Annotated in this window: 18 protein-coding genes; 11 read left to right on the top strand and 7 right to left on the bottom strand. The window is 36.4% G+C overall.

Annotation, left to right across the window (positions count from 1 at the left end; genetic code table 11):
* Nucleotides 1-131 precede the first annotated feature (131 nt).
* The 5 genes from BUB25_RS00200 to BUB25_RS00220 all read left to right on the top strand — a co-directional run bounded on the left by BUB25_RS00200 (nt 132) and on the right by BUB25_RS00220 (nt 6,278).
* Nucleotides 132-2,681, top strand: a complete 2,550-nt coding sequence (locus BUB25_RS00200) for an ATP-dependent Clp protease ATP-binding subunit (protein ID WP_072937975.1) — start codon at nt 132-134, stop codon at nt 2,679-2,681.
* Nucleotides 2,682-2,820: 139 nt separating this feature from the next.
* Nucleotides 2,821-4,191, top strand: a complete 1,371-nt coding sequence (gene rimK, locus BUB25_RS00205) for a 30S ribosomal protein S6--L-glutamate ligase (protein ID WP_072937977.1) — start codon at nt 2,821-2,823, stop codon at nt 4,189-4,191.
* A gap of 75 nt (nt 4,192-4,266) precedes the next feature.
* Nucleotides 4,267-4,782 (top strand): DUF421 domain-containing protein, encoded by a 516-nt coding sequence (locus tag BUB25_RS00210; RefSeq protein WP_072937979.1) that lies wholly within the window; start codon nt 4,267-4,269, stop codon nt 4,780-4,782.
* A gap of 210 nt (nt 4,783-4,992) precedes the next feature.
* A complete protein-coding gene (locus BUB25_RS00215) occupies nt 4,993-5,883 on the top strand; it encodes a pirin family protein (protein ID WP_072937981.1) in 891 nt (296 codons plus the stop codon).
* On the top strand, nt 5,880-6,278 hold the full coding sequence (locus BUB25_RS00220; RefSeq protein ID WP_072937983.1) for an OsmC family protein: 399 nt from the start codon (nt 5,880-5,882) through the stop codon (nt 6,276-6,278). Before BUB25_RS00215 ends, BUB25_RS00220 begins: the two co-directional genes overlap by 4 nt.
* Before the next feature lie 176 nt (nt 6,279-6,454).
* On the opposite strand, the gene BUB25_RS00225 is transcribed toward BUB25_RS00220, so the two are convergent.
* From BUB25_RS00225 to hutH, 3 genes are read right to left on the bottom strand one after another with little or no spacing between them, the layout of a single operon-like run.
* Complete coding sequence (locus BUB25_RS00225; protein ID WP_072937985.1) at nt 6,455-7,801, bottom strand: inorganic phosphate transporter; 1,347 nt, start codon at nt 7,799-7,801, stop codon at nt 6,455-6,457.
* Nucleotides 7,802-7,831: 30 nt separating this feature from the next.
* Nucleotides 7,832-8,476, bottom strand: coding sequence for a DUF47 domain-containing protein (locus BUB25_RS00230; protein ID WP_072937988.1), 645 nt, complete (start codon nt 8,474-8,476; stop codon nt 7,832-7,834).
* A 49-nt stretch (nt 8,477-8,525) separates the two neighbouring features.
* Complete coding sequence (hutH, locus tag BUB25_RS00235) at nt 8,526-10,040, bottom strand: histidine ammonia-lyase (RefSeq protein WP_072937991.1); 1,515 nt, start codon at nt 10,038-10,040, stop codon at nt 8,526-8,528.
* A 673-nt stretch (nt 10,041-10,713) separates the two neighbouring features.
* On the opposite strand from hutH, the gene thrA reads away from it, so the two are divergent.
* From thrA to BUB25_RS00255, 4 genes are all read left to right on the top strand, one after another.
* On the top strand, nt 10,714-13,161 hold the full coding sequence (gene thrA, locus BUB25_RS00240) for a bifunctional aspartate kinase/homoserine dehydrogenase I (protein WP_072937993.1): 2,448 nt from the start codon (nt 10,714-10,716) through the stop codon (nt 13,159-13,161).
* A 92-nt stretch (nt 13,162-13,253) separates the two neighbouring features.
* Complete coding sequence (locus tag BUB25_RS00245) at nt 13,254-14,189, top strand: homoserine kinase (RefSeq protein WP_072937996.1); 936 nt, start codon at nt 13,254-13,256, stop codon at nt 14,187-14,189.
* 87 nt (nt 14,190-14,276) lie between these two features.
* The gene (gene thrC / locus BUB25_RS00250; RefSeq protein ID WP_072939663.1) at nt 14,277-15,566 is read left to right on the top strand and encodes a threonine synthase; all 1,290 of its coding nucleotides are present in this window, start codon (nt 14,277-14,279) and stop codon (nt 15,564-15,566) included.
* A gap of 493 nt (nt 15,567-16,059) precedes the next feature.
* Entirely contained in the window at nt 16,060-17,469 is a 1,410-nt protein-coding gene (locus BUB25_RS00255) for a hypothetical protein (protein ID WP_072937999.1), read from the top strand.
* A gap of 86 nt (nt 17,470-17,555) precedes the next feature.
* Here BUB25_RS00255 and BUB25_RS00260 read toward each other — a convergent pair whose 3' ends face one another.
* A complete protein-coding gene (locus BUB25_RS00260) occupies nt 17,556-18,464 on the bottom strand; it encodes an SH3 domain-containing protein (protein ID WP_072938002.1) in 909 nt (302 codons plus the stop codon).
* Between the two features lie 376 nt (nt 18,465-18,840).
* Here BUB25_RS00260 and BUB25_RS00265 point away from each other — a divergent pair, with 376 nt between their 5' ends.
* Nucleotides 18,841-19,899 (top strand): type I restriction endonuclease, encoded by a 1,059-nt coding sequence (locus BUB25_RS00265; protein WP_072938004.1) that lies wholly within the window; start codon nt 18,841-18,843, stop codon nt 19,897-19,899.
* Between the two features lie 133 nt (nt 19,900-20,032).
* On the top strand, nt 20,033-20,542 hold the full coding sequence (locus BUB25_RS00270; RefSeq protein ID WP_072938006.1) for a GNAT family N-acetyltransferase: 510 nt from the start codon (nt 20,033-20,035) through the stop codon (nt 20,540-20,542).
* A gap of 82 nt (nt 20,543-20,624) precedes the next feature.
* Here BUB25_RS00270 and BUB25_RS00275 read toward each other — a convergent pair whose 3' ends face one another.
* The 3 genes from BUB25_RS00275 to BUB25_RS00285 all read right to left on the bottom strand — a co-directional run bounded on the left by BUB25_RS00275 (nt 20,625) and on the right by BUB25_RS00285 (nt 22,714).
* Nucleotides 20,625-21,008, bottom strand: a complete 384-nt coding sequence (locus tag BUB25_RS00275) for a DUF3037 domain-containing protein (RefSeq protein ID WP_072938008.1) — start codon at nt 21,006-21,008, stop codon at nt 20,625-20,627.
* On the bottom strand, nt 20,986-21,780 hold the full coding sequence (locus BUB25_RS00280; protein WP_072938010.1) for a HipA family kinase: 795 nt from the start codon (nt 21,778-21,780) through the stop codon (nt 20,986-20,988). Before BUB25_RS00280 ends, BUB25_RS00275 begins: the two co-directional genes overlap by 23 nt.
* A 76-nt stretch (nt 21,781-21,856) precedes the next feature.
* The gene (locus tag BUB25_RS00285) at nt 21,857-22,714 is read right to left on the bottom strand and encodes an NAD(P)H-hydrate dehydratase (RefSeq protein WP_072938011.1); all 858 of its coding nucleotides are present in this window, start codon (nt 22,712-22,714) and stop codon (nt 21,857-21,859) included.
* Nucleotides 22,715-22,777 lie beyond the last annotated feature (63 nt).

Genomic DNA, 22,777 nt, shown 5'->3' on the forward strand with positions numbered 1-22,777 from the left:
GTTTACTAAATTAAGGCTGATTTCATGTTATTCTATCGTTTTTTTTGTCTCTTAGCTGACATGATTTCATAAAGGAATGATTTTTGTTTTTAATTACTGAAATCACTAAATTTACATATACCAAATATATTATGGATGATAATTTTTCACCTAGAGTAAAAGACGTTATTACCTATAGCAAAGAAGAAGCTTTGCGATTGGGACATGACTTTATAGGAACCGAGCATTTAATGCTGGGCATCCTTAGAGATGGTAATGGTAAGGCAATTCAAATATTAAACAACCTTTCAGTTGATCTAGACCATTTACGCAAGAAAGTAGAAATCCTAAGCCCAGCAAGCCCTAGCATAGATACTAATATAGAAAAGAAAAACCTGCACCTGACACGCCAAGCTGAGCGTGCTTTAAAAACCACTTTCTTAGAAGCAAAAGTTTTCCAAAGCTCCTCTATCAGCACGGCACATTTATTATTGTGCATTTTAAGAAACGAAAACGATCCAACAACCAAGCTACTCAATAAATTAAAGATTGATTACGACGTAGCTAAAGAACAATATCTAAATATGACTCCAAACGAAGACGATTTTTTAGAGAACTTGCCCAAAGCGAGCGACTCTTATAATGACGATTTAGGACAAGATGACAGTCTGAAAGAAGGGAATTTCAATAATCCGGCTAACAAATCAAACAAGAAATCCAAAACACCTGTTTTAGATAATTTTGGAAGAGATTTGACCGAAATGGCCGAAGAAGGAAAACTAGACCCTGTTGTAGGACGCGAGAAAGAAATTGAACGCGTTTGTCAAATTTTGAGCCGTCGTAAAAAGAACAACCCACTTCTTATTGGAGAACCTGGAGTTGGAAAATCAGCCATTGCCGAAGGCCTAGCCTTACGCATCATTCAAAAGAAAGTTTCCCGCATCTTATTCAATAAACGCGTCGTAACCTTAGATTTAGCCAGCCTTGTCGCCGGAACTAAATACCGCGGACAATTTGAAGAGCGCATGAAAGCAGTGATGAATGAATTGGAAAAAAATGACGATATCATTCTTTTTATTGACGAAATTCATACCATTGTTGGTGCTGGTGGAGCTACAGGTTCATTGGATGCTTCAAACATGTTTAAACCGGCTTTAGCCAGAGGAGAAATCCAATGTATTGGCGCAACAACACTAGATGAATACAGACAATACATTGAAAAAGACGGCGCTTTAGAAAGACGTTTTCAAAAAATAATTGTTGAACCAACATCTGTAGAAGAAACGATTACCATTTTGAACAATGTAAAAAACAAATACGAAGACCACCACAATGTCACTTATTCGGCAGAAGCGATTGAAGCTTGCGTAAAGCTAACGGATCGCTATATGTCTGAACGATTCTTACCAGACAAGGCTATTGATGCTTTGGACGAGGCGGGTTCGCGTGTGCATATCACCAATATTGAAGTTCCTAAAAAGATTCTGGATCTAGAACGTCAATTAGAAGATATTAGAGAGTTGAAAAATGTAGTTGTTAAAAAGCAAAAATACGAAGAAGCAGCGAAACTTCGCGATGACGAGAAACGCATTGAAAAAGACCTCGCTATTGCCCAAGAACAATGGGAAGAAGATGCTAAGAACAATCGTATTGAAGTTACAGAAGACAATGTGGCCGATGTAGTTTCTATGATGACCGGAATACCGGTAAATCGTATTGCCCAAACCGAAAGCAACAAACTGGCCAAATTACCGGAGTTAATTGAAAGCAAAGTAATAGGTCAAAAAGAAGCCGTTTTAAAAATTGCTCGTGCCATACAAAGAAATCGCGCAGGTCTAAAAGATCCAAACCGACCAATTGGTTCATTTATTTTCCTGGGACAAACAGGAGTTGGAAAAACACAACTAGCCAAAGTACTCGCCAAAGAATTATTTGATTCTGAGGATGCACTGATACGAATTGACATGAGCGAATACATGGAAAAATTCGCCATCTCCCGTTTGGTTGGAGCACCTCCAGGCTATGTAGGCTATGAAGAAGGTGGGCAATTAACCGAAAAAGTTCGCAGAAAACCTTATTGTGTAGTCTTATTGGATGAGATTGAAAAAGCACATCCAGACGTCTTCAATATGTTGTTACAAGTATTAGACGACGGTTTTTTAACCGATAGCTTAGGTCGAAAAATTGATTTCAAGAACACTATAATTATCATGACTTCTAATGTAGGAGCCAGACAATTAAAAGATTTCGGTCAAGGAGTTGGTTTTGGAACTGCTGCAAGAACTGCAAATGCCGAGGATAACTCGAAAAGCATCATTGAAAATGCGTTAAAGAAAACCTTTGCTCCTGAATTTTTAAATCGAATTGATGACGTAATTGTATTCAACACGCTAGAAAAACATGACATTGATTTGATTATCGAAATTGAATTGAAAAAATTATATGCCAGAATAGCCGACTTAGGATACCACTTGAGTCTTTCCGATAAAGCCAAAGCGTTTATTGCCGAAAAAGGATTTGACAAGCAATTTGGAGCAAGACCGCTAAAAAGAGCTATTCAAAAATATGTAGAAGATACACTTGCCGAAGAGATTATCACTTCTAAAATTGCTTCTGGCGACGAAATCTTCATGGATATCGAAGAAGGCGCTCAAGAATTGACGGTAAAAATAAAAAAAGCAATTGAGCCAACTAATCTGTAGCTAATTCTATCTGCAGCAACCCAATAAGCCCGTTACGTTTTTATAACATAACGGGCTTATTCTTTATAGAAATTAAACCTTTTTTAAAAACAAATATTTACATTTGGTTTTTATAAAACAGTCTAAACAAAATTGATATATGTCTCAAAACAAAGTTATACTTGGCAGCGAAGAATGGTGTTCATTTCCTGAATTAGGAATTCCTACAATCAAAGCCCGTGTAGATTCAGGAGCTAAGACCTCTGCTTTACATGCCATAAACATAGCTCCGTTCATTAAAAACGACACTAATTGGGTTAAATTTGACATCAACCCTATCCAAAACAACTTAAAGACCGTAATCCATTGTGAAGCGCCGCTAATTGACAAAAGAATCGTAAAAAGCTCTAGTGGATTTAGAGAACAACGTTACGTTATTCAGACTTCCTTGAAGATTGGTGATTCAAATTGGCCTATAGAAATGACATTAACCAATAGAGATTCTATGGGTTTCAGAATGCTTTTGGGCAGGGAAGCCATGAGCGGAAGGGTTCTTGTTGATCCGGAACAAAAATATCTTTTAGGACAACCCACATCAGACAGCCTCAAAGAATTATATAAAAATTCCGAGAAAGCCAGTTCAGGTCTTCGCATTGGTGTTTTGGCCAGCAATCCTGAACTGTACAGTAACAAACGAATCATGGAAGCTGGCGAAATGCGCGGACACGAAATGCATTTTTTGAACATCAAGGAATGCTACATGAAACTAGATGCAAAAACACCTGAAATTCATTACAGAGGAGGAATAATTTTAAATCAATTTGATGCTATTATCCCAAGAATAAGGCCTAGTATCACTTTTTATGGTTGTGCTTTAACAAGACAGTTTGAAGCATTAAAAGTCTTCTGTTTGAATTCAGCATCAGCAATCACCCAATCGCGTGATAAATTATTCTCTTTACAACTACTGCTCAATAGCGGAATAGGAATACCAACAACCGGTTTTGCTAATTCTCCTTTAGATACCAACGATTTGATAAAAATGGTTGGAGGCCCACCTTTAATCGTAAAATTACTCGAAGGAACTCAGGGAAAAGGAGTTGTATTAGCCGAAACTAAAAAAGCGGCCGAAAGTGTAATTAATGCTTTCAAAAGTCTAAATGCCAACATATTAGTCCAAGAATTCATCAAAGAAGCTAACGGAAAAGACATTCGTTGTTTTGTAATAGACGGCAAAGTAGTAGCCTCCATTCAGCGTGAGGCCATGCCTGGAGAATTCAGAGCCAATATCCATCTTGGAGGAACCGCATCAGTAATAAAAGCAACCAGCGAAGAAAAGCGCATCGCCATAAAAGCAGCCAAAGCAATGGACTTAAAAGTGGCAGGTGTTGATATCATTCGCTCTTCCAAAGGTCCTTTATTATTGGAAGTGAATTCTTCCCCGGGGTTAGAAGGAATAGAAGGAGCTACAAACAAAGACATTGCAGGTGAAATGATTAGAGCCATAGAGAAAAATTTCAAACTAAAATAGTTTTAAATTGTTCATTCTCTGCTGCAGAGTACAATCTGCTATGGATTTGAACACCGAGACTGAACATTTAAAAATATGAACCCCTATCTTGACATCATTATCCGAAGTACAAGCGTATACCTATTTATGCTGATTGCGTTGCGCTTATTTGGCAAAAAAGAATTATCGCAGCTTAATACAGCCGATGTTATTCTGATTTTACTGATAAGCAATGCCGTTCAAAATGCCATGGTAGGAAACAACAGTAGTCTTTGGGGCGGTTTAGCAGCTGCAATAGTGCTTTTTACAATCAATTATATTTTTAAAAAATTGATGTATCGCTATCCAAAAATAAGTGATTTGATGCAAGACAAACCCGAAATCCTCATTCACAACGGAAATCTGGATTTTAAGACCTTAAGCAAATTAAATATCACATCCGAAGAATTAAAAGAAGCCATGAGGGAACATGGAGTCGAACATTTTACAGATGTAAAGCTGGCTATGCTTGAAATTGACGGAAATATCAGTATTATTTCCGGAGAAAAGCAACTTCGTCAAACCCACTTTAAAAGAAGACGCATTCATAAAAATTTAAGCGGAATCAATTAAAAAAGAGCTTTCCATCCAAAGCAAATCTAACGGATGAACGATAACTTTAATTTTAAGCTCTGAACCTAGAGAAAAAACATGATTAACGCCTGAACTTTTTATCAAGGCTACTTGGCCTAAAATCATCTTACTATTCGATAATCTACTTATGGAAAAATTAAATTTATTAGAAGATTAATTTATTAAATTTATAGATCAAAAAACGCCAAAATGTCAAATATAAAACTGATAATAGAAGAACGCCCAAGTAACATTGGCAATTTTATGGTAGGACGATTGCTTCCCTTTCGAGAAAAAAGAATGGTAGGGCCATTTGCATTCATCGACCATATGGGACCCACTTGTATGAGCAATTACGAAAATCTCGATGTTCCACCGCATCCTCATATTGGACTTTCCACTTTGACTTACTTGTTTGAAGGCAGTATTATGCACAAAGACAGCCTGGGAACCGAAATGGAAATCAAACCCGGACAAATCAACTGGATGACTGCAGGAAAAGGAATTGTCCATTCAGAGCGAACACCTGAATATTTACGTAATTCCGATAAAATGCTACACGGACTTCAAATTTGGGTAGCTTTGCCAAAGGAATTGGAAGAAATAGAAGCTTCCTTTTTTCATGTCCCTGAGAATGAAATTCCAGAATGGCAACTGGGAGATGTTGCATTTAAACTCATAGCCGGCGAGGTTCTAGGCAAAAAATCACCAGTTCCGGTTTACAGCCCGCTTTATCTTTTAGAATTAAAAAGCCGCAGTCGTCAAACGGTGACTATTGGAGACTATTTATTTGGCGAAAGCGGCTTATATATTTTAGAAGGCAGCATTGAAAGTGAGGGCAATATTTTTGAACCCAAACAGCTTTTGGTAGCCAAAGACAGCAAACTTTGCTCTTTCGAAATGGCAGAAAACACAACTATCTATATTTTTGGAGGAGAAGCTTTTCCCGAAGAAAGAATTATCTATTGGAATTTTGTAGCTTCAACCAAAGAACTGATTGAAAAAGCTAAAGACAAATGGCTGGCACAAACTTTTGATAAAGTTCCCGGCGAAAATGAATTTGTCCCGCTTCCTGAGCAAAATAAACACTATCGGCTATGACTAAAATAACAGCACACATTGGTACACAACTGTACAGAACAGAAATAAAATCGCCAAATCATATCCTAATCGCTGATGAACCCGAAAGCAACGGCGGAAGCGATTTAGGATTTGACTCTAAGGAGTTACTAGCCTCTTCTTTAGCGGCCTGTAGCTGCATTACCTTGCGCATGTATGCCAACAGAAAAGAATGGAATTTAACTGATGTAAAAGTCGAAGTCACAGTCGATAGAGATCCATCAGAAAATAAAACCAAAATTGAGCGTATAATTCAACTGTTTGGAGATCTGGACGCGGATCAAAGAGCAAGATTATTAGCCATTGCAAATAAGTGTCCAATACATCTTATTTTAAGTAATTCAATCGAAATTAACACCGAATTACATCAGGAATAATTAGAAATACAACAACTAAATCCCCGAGTTTCAGTATTGGATATAAATAAAATGGTTTCACTGTTACAAACTGCTTTCACGAAAACAATCTCTAAATCATACCCAATCCTATTTTGGACAAAAACAAAAAACCATTAACAATGTTAATGGTTTTTTATATGATTTTAGGATCTCTTCTAGAAGAACAAACTAAGGAAATAATAAATCAATGCTGCTAAAATTGCAGAAATTGGAATGGTTAGAACCCAAGCCCATAAAAGACTTACCGTAACTCCCCAACGTACAGCAGAAACTCTTTTCGTCAAACCTACACCGATAATAGAACCAGTAATAGTATGCGTAGTACTCACAGGCACTTTGAAATGCTCAGTAAAATATAAAGTTAATGCTCCGGCAGTTTCTGCAGCAACCCCTTCAAAAGAACTCACTTTTGTAATTTTTGAACCCATTGTTTTTACAATCTTCCATCCACCACTTAAAGTTCCTGCAGCAATAGCAGAATAACAAGCTAATGGAATCCATTCTGGCATTCTGAAATCACCAGCTTCATTTGGAAGCACAACATCCAACCAATGAGGAAGACTTTCTTGAGCAATTCCGCTAGTATGGATGTAAACCGTAACGGCTGCCGCTATAATCCCCATTACTTTTTGAGAATCATTTCCACCGTGACCTAAGCTAAAGGCCGCAGAAGACAACAGCTGCATCTTTTTTAACCAAGATGCCGATTGGTGTAAGTTCAAACTACTAAACAGCAAACAAAAACTACTGATCGACAAAATAATGAAAGCAACTAAAAACCATTTAATATTATGTGATTCGAAAACAACACTCCAAAAATGGGAATCAAAACGTGGTTTTTTAATTTGATCGTAATAAATCATCTGACTTTCAACAAACCAGATCGTTAACAACATCAAAGCTGCTGTAAATATCTTAGGATAAATACTTTTTTTAGAAGCACTAAGAAGCCAGATTGAAATAAAGTAAGACATTAAAGCACCTAATAAAGGAGCCAAAACGATAAAAGCAACGATGACCATAACCCCCGAAGGAAAACCACCGTCTTTTCCGGCAGTGTACCAGTTCACCGTATCGTACCAATAGGCTTTGTGTATTTCTGCACCTTCAACAATTGTATATTCAAAAAAACCGTGGACAGCAATGGCATGCGCAATGGCCGCACCAGCAAAACCACCAATTAAAGTATGAGAAGAACTCGAAGGGATCCCCTGCCACCAGGTAAATAAATTCCAAATAATGGCTGCTATAACACCGGCGAGAATCACCACCAGATTGATCTCAAGCGTATTGGCCGTTTTAGCAACCGTATCTGCCACCCCAAAACCAAAAACCCAATAGGCAAGGAAATTAAAGAAGGCTGCCCAAACTACCGCCTGAAAAGGAGACAGCACTTTTGTGGCAACAACGGTAGCTATCGCATTGGCTGCATCATGAAAACCATTGATGTAATCAAACACAAGAGCCAGAAAAATAATAACTATAAGTAAAGTAAATTCCATAAATGTAATTTCAGAAAGTAACTGATTAAATTAAGAATGCTTTACAGCAATTGATTCTAAAACACCTGCCACACTTTTACACTTATCTGTTGCCGTTTCTAAAACAGACAATACTTCCTTGTATTTAATTATATTTTTTGCGTCAGTTTCATTTTCAAAAATTTCAAACACTGCTTTATTATAAACATTATCTGACTTGTTCTCTAACTTACTAATTCTAGCACAAGCTTCAGTAATATTCTTGATGTTTTTGAAGTTTTTCAATTCTTTCACTGCAGCATCAATATTCTGACAAGCCTCAAGATTAATTTCGGTCAATTTTCTGATCGACTTCGTAATCTTATCCACTTGATACAATCTCATTCTGCTTGCAGCACCTTGAAGGTTATCAGCCACATTGTCAATTGATGTAATCAAAGAGTGTATGTCTTCTCTATCAAATGGAGTGATAAAGTTTCTACTTAACTCTAAATTAGTCTGACGCGTAATATCCTCACCTCTTTGTTCTAATTTGTCTATTTTTTGAAAAAGAACTTCTCTTTCTTTTAAAGGCAAATTAACCGCTTCGTGCAAGTTTGAAGCTAATTCAATCAAGTTAGTGGATGCTTCCTCGAAAAGCGGGAAAAACTTCTTGTCCTTTGGAACTAAAAATTGGAAAATACTATTTAATGACATTTTTATTTATTTTTTGGGGACAAATTTAATTCTTTATTTTAAGATAATGTTAAGCCATTGTTAACAAATCTTCTTCAATCTGAAAACTATTTAAAAAAGAAACCGTTTTTTCGATGTCATAATGTAAAATTCTATCCTCTGTAACCAACGGAACTTCCTCACGATAAGAGCTCAAAAACATCTCGATAAAATCACTCGATTGCAATGGTCTTCGGTATTGAATCGCTTGGGAAGCATTCATCAGCTCGATCGCTAATATACGCTCCAGATTATCCATGATACGCAATGCTTTTGTCGCGCCATTAGCGCCCATACTCACATGATCCTCCTGTCCGTTACTGGAAACAATACTATCTATACTTGAGGGCGTGGCCAATTGCTTATTCTGACTGGCAATACTCGCCGCGGTATATTGTGGAATCATAAAACCCGAATTCAGTCCCGGATTATCCACTAAAAATGCAGGTAGATTTCGCAATCCCGATATCAATTGATAGGTTCTGCGCTCAGAAATACTTCCTAATTCTGCCAAGGCGATTGCCATAAAATCTAATGCCAATGCTAAAGGTTGCCCATGAAAATTCCCCCCCGAAATGATCTCGTCACTCTCAATAAAAATATTTGGATTATCGGTAACCGAGTTAATTTCTGTTTTAAAAACTTTTCTTACATAATCAATAGCATCTTTAGAAGCGCCATGAACTTGCGGCACACAACGGAAAGAATAGGGATCCTGAACGTGCGTTTTTTCCTGTTCAATAATTTCACTTCCTTCTAAGAATCCTTTAATGCGATTCGCTGTTACGATTTGTCCTTTATGAGGACGAATAAAATGGATCAATTCGTGAAAAGGCTCAATACGACCATCAAAGCCTTCCAATGATATCGATGCGATCAAATCGGCGAGATATGAAAATTTATTGGCTTTCATCAAAATATGAACTCCATAAGCACTCATGAACTGCGTGCCGTTCAATAGGGCCAAACCTTCTTTGGACTGTAATACAATTGGTTCCCATTCAAAATGCTTCAATACTTCTGAAGAATGTACTTTTTTGCCTTCAAAATAAACTTCCCCTTCACCCAACAAAGGCAAAGATAAATGAGCCAGTGGGGCCAAATCGCCCGAAGCTCCCAGCGATCCCTGAGTATAAATTACCGGCAGAATATCATTATTGTAAAAAGCGATCAAACGCTCGACTGTTTGCAATTGAATCCCAGAATGCCCATAACTCAAAGATTGAATTTTGAGCAACAACATCAGTTTTACAATTTCAGCAGGAACCTCTTCACCTGTCCCGCAAGAATGCGATTTAACTAAGTTTTCCTGCAATTTTGATAAGTTCTCATTGGATATTTTGACATTACAAAGTGAGCCAAAACCGGTATTTATTCCATAAATAGGTTCAGAATGTGAAGCCATCTTTTTATCCAAAAAATCCCTGCATTTTTGAATATTTACCCTGGCTTCTTCAGACAATTCCAATAATTTATGTTGTGAAATAATCTCTTGAACTATTTCTAAGGAAAGTACAGCAGTACTTATATAATGTTTATTATCCATCGGGTATCGAATTTAAGAAGCCAAAATTCAATAAATCAATATTAAAAAGCAACATATATTAATAATAATTTAAAAATCTCATCAATATACATCCATTTAACAAATCTTAGCTAATTAATACGTTACTATCATATTCTTTATGATTATATAAATTATGTTTTTAACAGCCAATAATTTGGAATAGCTCTTTTTTAAAAACTTCTCTCGTTATTAAAACAATAGACAAACAATTGCTGATTGGCCTTAAAGTGGACTAATTTATCGAATTAAAATTCCAAAAAAGCCTTCAAGCAAATCTCTTATTTTGGCAAAAAAAAAAATGATTGTATCAACAAAAGGCGCCTAAATTAAGAAATAGTCAGCGAGAGCCAAATTCCCTATTCCTTTTTAAAATATTCGCAAAAAGACTGTTACAGCTTTTGAGTTTGTAAAAAAACCGTACATTTGAAAAACCATAATGTCAAGTAACAGAACAACATATCATTCTTCACTAACAACTCCAATTAGAGTTGCGGCTTCTGCTACTTCTACAATTACTACAACAACTACCACTACCCCTTAGGGGTATACATTTTACATATAAACCTATATTTATATTTTTCTTTTTTTTTAGAAAGAGAAGAATCACACACATAAATAGCTCAATCCTTTTTTCAAAATAAAAACAATTAGAATGAAAGCATTAAAATTTGGCGGAACTTCCGTTGCCAATGCCCAAAATATAAAATTAGTCCTCAACATAGTTCTCCATCAGGCAAAACAAGATAAACTAGTCGTAGTGGTATCGGCACTGAGTAAAGTAACTGATTTGCTTCAGTTGGCCGCCACAAAAGCCGCCGCTAAAGACGAAAGTTACAAAGAAATTGTAGCCGAAATCGAGAAAAAACATTTAGATACACTAAAAGAACTTATTCCTGTAAGTCAACAAAGCAGCTTGCTGAGTCATATCAAACGAATCATCAATCATCTGGAGACCTTATTGGATGGCTGTTTCCTTTTAGGGGAATTGTCCCGCAGAACATCAGATACGATTTTGAGCTTTGGCGAATTATTATCTTCGTATATTATTGCCGAAGCATTAAAACAGAATTTAAAAAACTCCAGTTATAAAGACAGCCGCGAGCTGATCAAAACTAACAGCAATTTTGGCAAAGCCGCTGTCAATTTTGAACTTACAAACCAAAACATCACTGAGTTTTTTGCTTCCGATGACAGCCAAGTTGTGGTGATGCCCGGATTTATTGCTTCTACTCTTGACGGAATTACGACTACTTTAGGCCGCGGTGGTTCCGATTATACTGCTGCCATAATCGCCGGAGCGCTGCATGCAAGCGATTTGGAAATCTGGACTGATGTAAACGGTATGTATACCGCCAATCCGAAAATAGTAAAACAAGCCCGACCTATCGCCTCAATTTCTTATCAGGAAGCGATGGAGTTGTCTCATTTTGGTGCCAAAGTGTTGTTTCCTCCAACAATCCAACCTGTTTTGAGGAAAAACATTCCCATCCATATTAAAAACACTTTTGAACCGGAAGCTATCGGCACTTGCATTTCAAATAACGTATTTCACCACACTAATCCTGTAAAAGGAATCAGCCATATCGACAATATTACATTGATAACCTTAGAAGGTTCCGGTATGATTGGAGTTTCGGGTTCATCCAAAAGGTTATTTGAGGTATTGTCACAAGAAAACATTAATGTCATTTTCATTACCCAAGCCTCTTCTGAGCATTCCATCTGCATCGGAATTCTGAATACTGATGCTGATCTTGCCGAAAATGCGATCAACAAAGCTTTTGAAATTGAGATTTTACAAAACAAAATAGATTCTTGTATCGTCGAAAAAAACCTTTGCATTGCGGCTCTGGTGGGAGAAAACATGAAAAATCATCAGGGTTTGAGCGGCAAAATGTTCAGTACTTTAGGAAAAAACAATGTCAACATTCGAGCCATTGCCCAAGGCGCATCCGAAAGAAACATATCAGTGGTAATCAACGAAAGAGACGTAAAAAAAGCGCTGAACAGCCTTCACGAACGTTTTTTTGAAGACAATACCAAACAGCTGAACCTGTTTGTGATGGGAGTTGGGAACGTGGGCGAAAAATTTATCGAACAAATCAATCAGCAAAAAAAATTCCTCAAAGACAACTTAAAAATAAACCTCAGAGTTATCGCTTTGTCCAATTCCAGAAAAATGCATTTTGACGAAGACGGAATTGATCTAAAATCGTGGCAGTCCGCTTTAGAAAATAGCGAGGAAGCCAACAAAGAGTTATTTATCGAAAAAGTAAAAAAATTGAATTTACGCAACAGTATTTTTGTGGACATCACCGCCAATGAAACTGTTTCCAGAACATACGAACACTATTTAAGGGAAAATGTGGCCGTGGTAACTTGCAACAAAATTGCCTGTTCCTCCGCTTATGACAATTATAAAAACCTCAAAAATTTATCCAGAAAGTTCAATGCCCCTTTTCTTTTTGAAACCAATGTTGGCGCGGGATTACCTATTATAGATACTGTAAAAAATCTAGTCGCTTCTGGTGATAAAGTCAATAAAATACAAGCTGTTTTGTCTGGAAGTCTGAATTTTATTTTTAATAATTTTGATGAAAGGAGCTCTTTTCACGACGTGGTAAAAGAAGCCGGTGTACAAGGATTTACAGAGCCCGATCCAAAGATTGATTTGAGCGGAATTGACGTTGCCCGAAAGATTTTAATTTTGATTCGCGAGAGCGGTTACCAAATGGAAATTGAAGAAATTGAAAATAAATCCTTCCTTCCCGCAGCATGCATGGACACATCAAATAACGAGGATTTTTTTAAATCCTTAATAGAACATAAAAGTCATTTCGAAGGAATTTTGGCGGAAGCCAAAGAAAAAGACAGCCGATTGAAATTTGTTGCTCAATTCGAAAATGGCAAAGCAAGCGTTGATTTGCAATTTATCCCAAAAGACCATCCTTTTTACAATTTGGAAGGAAAAGACAATATCGTATTGTTCTATACGGATCGTTACGTCGATCAGCCATTGTTGATAAAAGGCGCCGGTGCGGGAGCCGCCGTAACCGCTTCGGGGATTTTTGCCGATGTAATCAGAATAGGAAATGTATAACTCAGTCGTAAAGTCGAATGCTATAAAGTTCGAAAATCATTCACTTGATTTCGTGCCTATTTCTACGACTTTACCACTTTAAGACTCATAATATGAACGAAATAAAAATATTCTGCCCGGCCACAATCGCTAATTTATCCTGTGGTTTTGATGTCCTGGGTTTGTGTTTAGACAATGTGGGCGATGAAATGATTATCAAAAAATCGACCACCAAAGGAATTCGCATCACTAAAATTGTGGGTGCCGATTTGCCGCTGGAAACCGAACAAAATGTAGCCGGAGTAGCCGCTTTGGCACTGATTGAAGCTGTAGAAGCTAAATTGGGTCCAATAACCATCGGATTTGATATCGAAATTTACAAAAACATCAAAGCCGGAAGCGGTATTGGGAGCAGTGCTGCGAGTGCTGCGGGAGCCGTTTTTGGCATCAATGCTTTGCTGGAAAGTCCTTTTGAGATAAAAGATTTGGTACAATTTGCCATGCAAGGCGAAAAACTTGCCTGCGGAAACGCGCATGCCGATAATGTGGCTCCTGCTCTTTTGGGTGGCTTTACCTTGGTGAGAAGCTATACTCCATTGGACATCATAAAAATTGAAAGTCCTTCGGAATTATACGCTACGGTGGTACATCCGCAGATTGAATTGAAAACTTCGGATGCGCGTTCGGTATTAAAACAAAACGTTTCTCTAAAAAGTGCCATTATGCAATGGGGAAATGTGGGCGGATTGATTGCCGGTTTATACACTCAGGATTACGACTTGATAGGCCGTTCGTTACATGACGAAATTGTGGAGCCCATTCGCAGTGTCTTAATTCCGGGTTTTGATTTAATCAAACAGACCGCTTTAGAAAATGGCGCTTTGGGTTCAGGAATATCCGGTTCCGGGCCCTCTATTTTTGCTTTAAGCAAAGGGGCGGCAACCGCTCAAAAAATCGCAAAAGCCATGAGTGCCGTCTATGAAGAAATGAATCTCCCTTACGAAATTCATGTTTCTAAAGTGAATGACCAAGGAATGAAAATAATATAAGAATTTTGATTAACGCTTTTTGATTTCAGATGTAACTTAATGTTGCGAAAAAAATCACAAATCGTTAATCCTCAATCAAAAATCATAATGAAATATTACAGTTTAAACCATAATGCACCAAAAGTTTCTTTTAAAGAAGCCGTAATACAAGGATTAGCCAGCGATAAAGGATTGTATTTTCCCGAAACAATCACACCTTTGCCGCAAGCTTTTTTTGATAATATCGAAAATTTAAGTCACGAAGCAATTGCTTTTGAAGCCATCCAGCCATTTGTGGGAGATGAAATTCCAGCAGCTGCCTTAAAACAAATCATTGCCGAAACCTTATGTTTTGATTTTCCTGTCGTTGCAGTCGAAAAAGGAATTTATTCCCTTGAATTGTTTCACGGACCTACGATGGCCTTCAAGGACGTGGGAGCGCGTTTCATGTCGCGCTGTTTGGCGTATTTTAACAAAGATAAAAAAGACAGTAAAAATACCGTACTTGTCGCCACATCCGGAGATACTGGCGGTGCCGTTGCCAGCGGTTTCCTGGGCGTTGATGGCGTTGAAGTCGTGATTTTATATCCTTCGGGAAAGGTGAGTGACATTCAGGAAAAACAACTCACAACTCTGGGACAAAACATAAAAGCGCTGGAAGTGGACGGCGTTTTTGATGATTGTCAGGATATGGTCAAGAAAGCGTTTCTAGACGAAAGTCTACAACATAAAAACCTGACATCGGCAAACTCGATCAATATTGCGCGCTGGTTGCCCCAAATGTTCTATTTTTTCTTTGCTTACAAAGCCTTGAAGAAGCAAAACAAAGAACTGGTTTTTTCCTGCCCAAGCGGGAATTTTGGAAATATCTGTGCCGGGATTATGGCTAAAAAATTGGGGCTACCCCTACTTCATTTTGTCGCTTCGACGAATGTGAATGATACGGTAGTCCGCTTTTTAGAAAAAGGCATTTACGACCCAAAACCTTCCAAGGCAACTATTTCGAATGCGATGGATGTGGGAAATCCAAGTAATTTCATTCGCATTCAGGAAATGTACCAAAATGATTTGGAACAATTCAGCAAAGATTTTTCGTCTTATTCATTTACGGATGAAGAAACAAAAAAAGCCATGAAATCCATTTTTGAAACCGATGGTTATATAGCTGAACCGCATGGTGCCGTAGGCTATTTAGGGTTGAAAAAAGAATTAAAAAATTACCCCAATGCGATTGGTGTTTTCTTAGAAACGGCACATCCTATCAAATTCTTGGATGTGGTGGAACCTTTACTAAAAATAAAACTGCCTATTCCTACACAAATAGAAAGTGTGATGAATAAAGAAAAAGTAAGCACTAAAATTAAAAGCTACGAAGAATTGAAAGCTTTTTTAGGTTAAAATAAGTTTCAAAAAACAAATAAAAAACGACTAAAAATTTCTTTTAGTCGTTTTTTATTATGTCCTAAAATTTCGATTACAAAACCAATTCACAACTGTAAAAATCACATTTTAGAAGAAAAAAGACAATCCATTAGCCTTTTTGTTTTTATTTTTAATTCTATAAATATGAGTCATTTAGCCAATTACAGCAATAAAACAACGATAAATTTCACTGCCAAAAAAAATAAAACTTGGCGCCTAAAAATATAACTTGAATATCAGCTATTTTATACCTACTTTTGCAGGAAAATTGAGTTGTCTATATTCAGGTCTTCGAAGAATAAAAAAAAACAACCTGCCCCCACTAAAAAACACAACAATAAGTATCTAAGAAACTGTTCGAATCTTATTTAAAAAGAAACCCAACAGATTAAAAATACTTTAAAAAAACTACCTGATAAAGTAGCTTCCCATATCAACATAATTTTTAAAAAGAAGGAGAAAAAAATTTATGACGGATCATAGCATGAATGATGTCAGTTTTGAAATTGAATTATTGGATAAACACAAAGATTACAGGAATCAATATCGATCAAACGATTTGTATTGGGGCGTAGGAATCGAAAATGAATGTTATTTAGAGTTTGAAAATCATCGTGTGGTGGACAAACATTTCTTGTTAACTAAAGGACTTCATGAAAAATACAGTGTCAATCATTTCAAGAATTACAAAGAGAATATATACACGAATTCATTGCAAAAAATATTATCCGACAAAGAGTATTATTTGCCCGTATTGATGAACTCCCATTCGTTTACAAAAACAGACATCAATAATCAGCATAAAACTTTTGATCCTATCGATAATGAGCCTAATCCTGAATATACGGGGGAAAGCATATTCGAAATATTACAAAAACACAATCCTTATTTTACAGACGAGCTTCAAAAAGAATTTATTTTTGACGGTGATACAGTTGAATTTGTTACCCAAAAATTTTACAAAACGGATGTTGATTCGGTGATTAGTGAACTGGCAACGATCAAAAAAGGTTTCATCAATAATTTGCAAAACGCCTTTGAGAAAGAGAAAATCTTTAGCGATTATGGCGCCATAAAAATATGTTCAGAGAATCATCCTTTTGCCATATTTATTTCAAATAATGAAAACTATTCTGTTTTCAATAATATGACCTATCATTTTAATTTAACCATTCCTACAGAATTAAATAAAGATGGAGAAATTAAGGACAAAATAGATTTTATAAAAAAACACCAGAGCGCCATTCGATTATTTCAATGGTTGAGTCCGTTGTTTATGATCAAATTCGGTTCTTCGGATTATCTGTCGCACCATGACTGCAGCGTCAATTTGACTAAAGCTTCACAACGATGCGCTATGTCAAGATACATTGGAGTGGGAACTTATGACACTAATGTGATGAAAACCGGAAAAATTGTTCAGATGAATTTTGACGAACACCCTATGCACGAAAATCCGTTGTGGTGGGTAAACCGTTATTCTGAAATTTCGGATTATGAGAAAATTGACAAAATAGGACTTGACATCAATTTCCACAAGCACAAAAATCATGGAATTGAGTTTCGAATGTTTGATTATTTCGACGAAAAATACTTACAAGAAGTTTTGAATTTTCTTGTTTTTATCATGGATCATTCGCTTTTGACTCCAATCGAAAACCCTATTTGTGACTTGGAATGGAATAATTTTGTCTATGAATCGATTATACAAGGCAAAGAAACCGTTGTTCCGTCAAACTTTATTGCGCTTTTAGAAAACATGTTGGGGATTAGAATAGAATCCAACGATCCTATCCTCATTTACAATCAAATATACAGCAGTTTACATGCTACTTATTATGAAAAAGGTTTTTGCAGTTCTTTGCTAATTAAAAATTAACAGCCAGCATTAGACTAGCCTTTCATGTCCATCAATAATTACACTTTCACTAAAGTTAGAAAAAGTGTAATTATTGACTGGAATTTTTACTCATGGTAATAAAATATTGCCGAGGAATAGCCTTTTTCCGGATCTTTATTGTCCCACCAATCTTTTCTGATTTCTGAAAAATAATTGTAATTATCAGCTCCTGCCTGAGATTGCAATGGATAAATGACTTTACCGTCTTTTCTATATGCTTTTTCGGTATCTGTTTCGGGAACCACCACAACAATATGTCCGGATTTATTCAAGATAAATCTTTTGGCACAGATGATTCCTACTCCGCCATTGGCATTCACTTTGTTTTGAAGTTCGTCTACATTATCGATTCTTTGCCATCCAAATTCCTTTGCCGATTGTAAAAACCAATCGTAAATATAATTCGAATAAAATGGTCTTACCGTATCGCCAAAAACAACAGCGACTTCATTGCCTTTTTCAAGTTCTTCGATCGCTTTATCAGTCCATCGCAATCTGGGAATATAAACCTTGGCAAAAAAACAATAATCAAAGGTGTAAATATTGCAATACGTATCCGCTGCGTCTTTCTCATAACGAAAACTCCTTGACACATCCAGCGCATCGATTATACCGCGAATTGAGCTTAATTTAGACTCAAGGCTCGTTAGATCCCTAAAAGGAATTGAAGGATCACTAATCGGCTTGTAGGTTTCTTCTTTACTGTCTAGTCTTGATTTTGAGCTTGGTTCAAAATTAGGCACTTCAATATCAGTACTTTTTATATTGCTTTCGTCAAGCGCTTCAATATCTTTTGAAAGAACAAAACCCTCTTTGTCCCCGTTTAAAAGTTTTACTTTCCACCAATCGGTTGTTGTTTTATCAATTAATTTAACGGTATGCCTAAAAGGAATTTGTGTTAAAATTTTGGAATTATGATCTGTTGCCGGAAAATCTCTGAGATTCAATGACGCAGTAGCGACTCTATATTTCATACTAATCTGTTAGTTGTAATTGATTCTAGCGCCAAAATACTAAAAACAACCTACAAAGCACCAAGTTTATTCCTTTTTTTAGGACTTTTTTAGTATTCAATCGAAAAACAATCAGCCTGAAAAGTAATAATTAAAAGCTATTGCATTATGACAATACCACCGTTTAGAAACTACAAAAACAATATAAAACGATTACAACGTATCTTTTGTAGGAATAAATGGTTATATTTGATATAGTTGCAACAAGCAGACTAACTTTTTAATTAAAATGAAATTGTAAAAAATGAGTTTATCCTTTTTTATAAATATGATTATGTTCCTAATTTCTCAATTATAGAAAACAAACGAAATTCACTATTAATTAAAAAAACTAAAAATGGATTTAAAAGACCAAATTAAATTAATTGCTGATCGGGCAAACAAGCTAAAAGAACAAATTCAAACTGAAGAAGCGACAAAAAACGCCTTCGTTATGCCTTTTTTACAAAGTTTGGGTTATGATGTTTTTAATCCATTAGAAGTTGTACCTGAATTTATTGCAGATATAGGCATTAAAAAAGGGGAAAAAATAGATTATGCCATCTTCAAAGATGGAAATCCCACCATCCTTATCGAATGCAAACATTGGGCTCAAAATCTAAATATTCATGATGGACAATTGTTAAGGTATTTTCATGTATCCAAAGCTAAATTTGGGATTTTAACAAATGGAATTATCTATCGCTTTTATTCTGATTTAGTTGCATCAAATAAAATGGATGAAAAACCATTTTTAGAGTTCAATATCACTGAAATTAAAGACAACCAAATAGAAGAGTTGAAAAAATTTCATAAGGCAAATTTCAATGCCGAAAGCATTGTAAATACTGCAAGTGAATTAAAATTCATGAATGAATTAAAAAACTTACTTCAGCAAGAACTTAATAATCCATCCCCTGAGTTTGTCAAACATTTTGCAAAACAAGTTTATCCAAGTGTCGTAACGGCCAAGGTATTGGACCAATTTACAGAACTAACTAAAAAATCAATTCAACATCATATTAGCGACCTAATTACTGAAAGATTAAAAACTGCTCTATCGAAAGAAGATGAAAAGAATTTAGAAGTTAAATCTAATGAAGAAACAAACGAAGAAATTAGCAAAGTAAATACAACAGACGAGGAACTAGAAGGATTTATGATTGTAAAAACTATTTTACGCCAAAAAATTCCTGCCACAAGAATAACATACAGAGATGCACAATCCTATTTTGCGATTTTTTTAGACGACAACAATCGAAAAGCAATTTGCAGACTTTACCTAAACGGTGGTAAAAAATTTATAGGAACATTCGATGATCAAAAAAAAGAAACTAAAACCGAAGTTTTGACATTAGATGATATTTTCGACCATTCTGATATATTGTTAAAAACATTGGTAAACCACGAAAATTAAAACCAATAAATTAAACATTTCTCAGTAAGATACCACAAAATAATTTGCTATACAGAACTAGAACTAAATCTCATTTTGTTCTAGTTTTTTTTATCTTTGAAGATACAAAGTCAGAACTCAGGAAGATAGTAGCATGATCACAAAAGCAACAATAGAAGACGTTTCCCCATTAAATACATTAATCAATTCCGCTTATCGCGGAGCATCATCCAAAAAAGGATGGACTACCGAGGCCAATCTCTTAGAAGGCCTCAGAACCACTGAAGAGGAACTGATTGAAATTCTTCAAAATCCAAATAATACCATTCTAAAATTTACCCAAGACAATCGTATTATAGCCTGTGTTTTGTTAGTCGAAAAAGAAGATCAATTGTATTTAGGAATGCTGACCGTTTCTCCTGAATTGCAAAATAGCGGTCTGGGTAAAAAATTATTACAACAGGCTGAAATTCATGCTTTGGCAGTAGGTTTACCCAAAATTGTAATGACAGTTATCTCCGTTCGAGAAGAATTGATCGCCTGGTACAAACGTCATGGTTATATTGATACCGGAAAAAGAGAAGCCTTTCCGGCAAGCGATGTCCATATTCCCATTAGCCATCAGCCGTTGGAATTTATTGTACTACAGAAAAATATCGGATAACTTCTGTTATTTTAATACGCAGTTTCGATTGTATTTCCACTTTTCTATTGCTTCTCTTGGCTTTCGTTTAGAGTAAAAAAAATCACAAAACCAGTTCTTCAAACAGGCGTTGGGTGGTTTTTTCTAAATCATCGCAAAGACCCGGATGCGGTCTGGAGGTTTGAATAGCCGAACTCCTCAGTGCTGTTAACCATCGAAAACGGGAAGGCAAATCAAATTGTGCAATGGGTCCACCCTGCTTGGTTCCATGTGCTATTTGCTGGAAAGCCTCCAGATTTAACCCCAGTTGTTCCAAATCTAATTCTCCGGAAAACAATCGTAATTTCAATTTCTCAATTGTATATATAACCTTTATAAACTTTGCTTTTTTACAAAAGAGAATAATGCCCACATTGAGGAATTCTTCGCGTTCTACCCTTGGCACCACCCGAATTACGGCATATTCATATAAGTGCTTTTCTTGCATTTTGTGCTTCGTTTATAAAAATTTCGGAATGGTTTAATCGCATCAATAAAAACTGAAGATACACTTCTCTTACTTCTTCAGGGCTTTGGTCAGTGTCTTCCCAGTCCAGCCATTCCAAAGGAATAAGATTTACAATAGATTGCAATGTTTCTGTTGTTAAGATAGATTTGAATAAGGCATCAGCTTCCTCTAACATCGATGCTTGCGGTAATAAAACATGGTCTTTTATAAGTGCAAACGGACTTTGAGCATGTTTTTCCCAATTGGTCCAGGAATGATGAAAATAGAAAGAAGCTCCATGATCAATCAACCACAGTTCTTTATGCCAAACCAACATATTAGTATTCCTGAAGGTACGATCCACATTAGTAATATAGGCATCCAACCATACAATTTGTGAGGCCATTTTAGGATCAACAACAGTGACCACAGGATCATAATTGATGGCTCCAGACAAAAAATGCAAGGCTAAATTGAGTCCTTGGCTCCCCTTCAATAAATCTTGAATCTCTTCGTCGGCTTCCATGCGTCCAAAAGCCTCGTCCAGATTAGCATAGACCAATTCAGGAATTTGCAATTTCAATACGCGCGCAATTTCCCCGCCTATCAATTCGGCAATTAAGGCTTTTACGCCATGACCGGCACCTTTAAATTTTAAAACATATTTAAAATCATCATCGGCTTCGGCCAATGCAGGTAAAGAACCTCCTTCCCTCAAAGGGCTGATGTATCTTGTGACATTTACGGTTCGCAGCTGCGGTATATTTCCCATACTCTAACTATTAATTGCGCTTTTAAAAGCTGTACAAACTTACAAATAACTGTGATGAATCGTATCGCATTTATTCTTATTTCCTACTATTGTCCAAACTCAAAAAAGCTTTCCCAATATTCGAAATAATATCCGAAGCGATAAAAGACTGATAGCCTGTCTCTGGCAAAGCGATATCTGCCGTTAATCCATGGAGGTAGACGCCCAAAATTGCCGCCTGAATCGGTTCATAGGACTGCGCCAATAAACTGCTGATTATTCCCGTTAACACATCCCCGCTTCCGGCTGTGGCCAAAGCGGCATTGCCTGTAGTATTTTGATAAATCGTTTCTCCGTCAATAATATGCGTGGGCGCGCCTTTCATCACCACAATTAAATTGTATTCTTTGGAAAAAGCAATTGTTTTTTGAAACTTTTCTTCCTCCGAAGTCCATTTTCCTATTAATCGTTCCAGTTCTTTAGGATGCGGTGTCAGTATCGTTTTTGAAACCAATAAAGACAACCAAGACTTATTTTGAGACAAAATATTCAACGCATCGGCATCCATAATTAGTGGAATTTTGTTGTTTTCTAGAAATTCATGCACCGCCTTTTGAGTAGCCTCATCCTGCCCTATTCCGGGACCTATGCCAATGGCTTGCGGTTGTATTTCGAAAGCTATTTTTGAAATGTACTTTTCCTCCATATCTGTTAGCACCATCACTTCGGGGATAGCAATTTGTATAATTTCATAGCCACACTTGGGAACAAAAGCCGTTACCAGACCGCAACCGCTTTTGATAGCAGCCTTAGAGGCTAGCACCGCTGCCCCTATTTTCCCATAACTTCCCGCAATAAGCAACGCATGGCCTTGAATTCCTTTGTGCGTATGCTGCGCTATGGTTTTATAATGTTTTAAAATTTCTTTCAGATCAATAGGTATGGGAAGCATCATGGACTTTTATCTTGGATTGCTATAAAATTACGACATTAAATGAAAAAAAAACTTGCCTAGAGT

Origin of the sequence: Flavobacterium granuli, from assembly GCF_900129705.1 — a bacterium.
GTDB lineage: Bacteria > Bacteroidota > Bacteroidia > Flavobacteriales > Flavobacteriaceae > Flavobacterium > Flavobacterium granuli.

Excerpts from the sequence above, each read along its gene's own strand:
- BUB25_RS00200 (WP_072937975.1), top strand. The coding sequence starts at position 132 with ATGGATGATAATTTTTCACCTAGAGTAAAAGACGTTATTACCTATAGC.
- rimK (WP_072937977.1), top strand. The coding sequence starts at position 2,821 with ATGTCTCAAAACAAAGTTATACTTGGCAGCGAAGAATGGTGTTCATTT.
- BUB25_RS00210 (WP_072937979.1), top strand. The coding sequence starts at position 4,267 with ATGAACCCCTATCTTGACATCATTATCCGAAGTACAAGCGTATACCTA.
- BUB25_RS00215 (WP_072937981.1), top strand. The coding sequence starts at position 4,993 with ATGTCAAATATAAAACTGATAATAGAAGAACGCCCAAGTAACATTGGC.
- BUB25_RS00220 (WP_072937983.1), top strand. The coding sequence starts at position 5,880 with ATGACTAAAATAACAGCACACATTGGTACACAACTGTACAGAACAGAA.
- BUB25_RS00225 (WP_072937985.1), bottom strand. The coding sequence starts at position 7,801 with ATGGAATTTACTTTACTTATAGTTATTATTTTTCTGGCTCTTGTGTTT.
- BUB25_RS00230 (WP_072937988.1), bottom strand. The coding sequence starts at position 8,476 with ATGTCATTAAATAGTATTTTCCAATTTTTAGTTCCAAAGGACAAGAAG.
- hutH (WP_072937991.1), bottom strand. The coding sequence starts at position 10,040 with ATGGATAATAAACATTATATAAGTACTGCTGTACTTTCCTTAGAAATA.
- thrA (WP_072937993.1), top strand. The coding sequence starts at position 10,714 with ATGAAAGCATTAAAATTTGGCGGAACTTCCGTTGCCAATGCCCAAAAT.
- BUB25_RS00245 (WP_072937996.1), top strand. The coding sequence starts at position 13,254 with ATGAACGAAATAAAAATATTCTGCCCGGCCACAATCGCTAATTTATCC.
- thrC (WP_072939663.1), top strand. The coding sequence starts at position 14,277 with ATGAAATATTACAGTTTAAACCATAATGCACCAAAAGTTTCTTTTAAA.
- BUB25_RS00255 (WP_072937999.1), top strand. The coding sequence starts at position 16,060 with ATGACGGATCATAGCATGAATGATGTCAGTTTTGAAATTGAATTATTG.
- BUB25_RS00260 (WP_072938002.1), bottom strand. The coding sequence starts at position 18,464 with ATGAAATATAGAGTCGCTACTGCGTCATTGAATCTCAGAGATTTTCCG.
- BUB25_RS00265 (WP_072938004.1), top strand. The coding sequence starts at position 18,841 with ATGGATTTAAAAGACCAAATTAAATTAATTGCTGATCGGGCAAACAAG.
- BUB25_RS00270 (WP_072938006.1), top strand. The coding sequence starts at position 20,033 with ATGATCACAAAAGCAACAATAGAAGACGTTTCCCCATTAAATACATTA.
- BUB25_RS00275 (WP_072938008.1), bottom strand. The coding sequence starts at position 21,008 with ATGCAAGAAAAGCACTTATATGAATATGCCGTAATTCGGGTGGTGCCA.
- BUB25_RS00280 (WP_072938010.1), bottom strand. The coding sequence starts at position 21,780 with ATGGGAAATATACCGCAGCTGCGAACCGTAAATGTCACAAGATACATC.
- BUB25_RS00285 (WP_072938011.1), bottom strand. The coding sequence starts at position 22,714 with ATGATGCTTCCCATACCTATTGATCTGAAAGAAATTTTAAAACATTAT.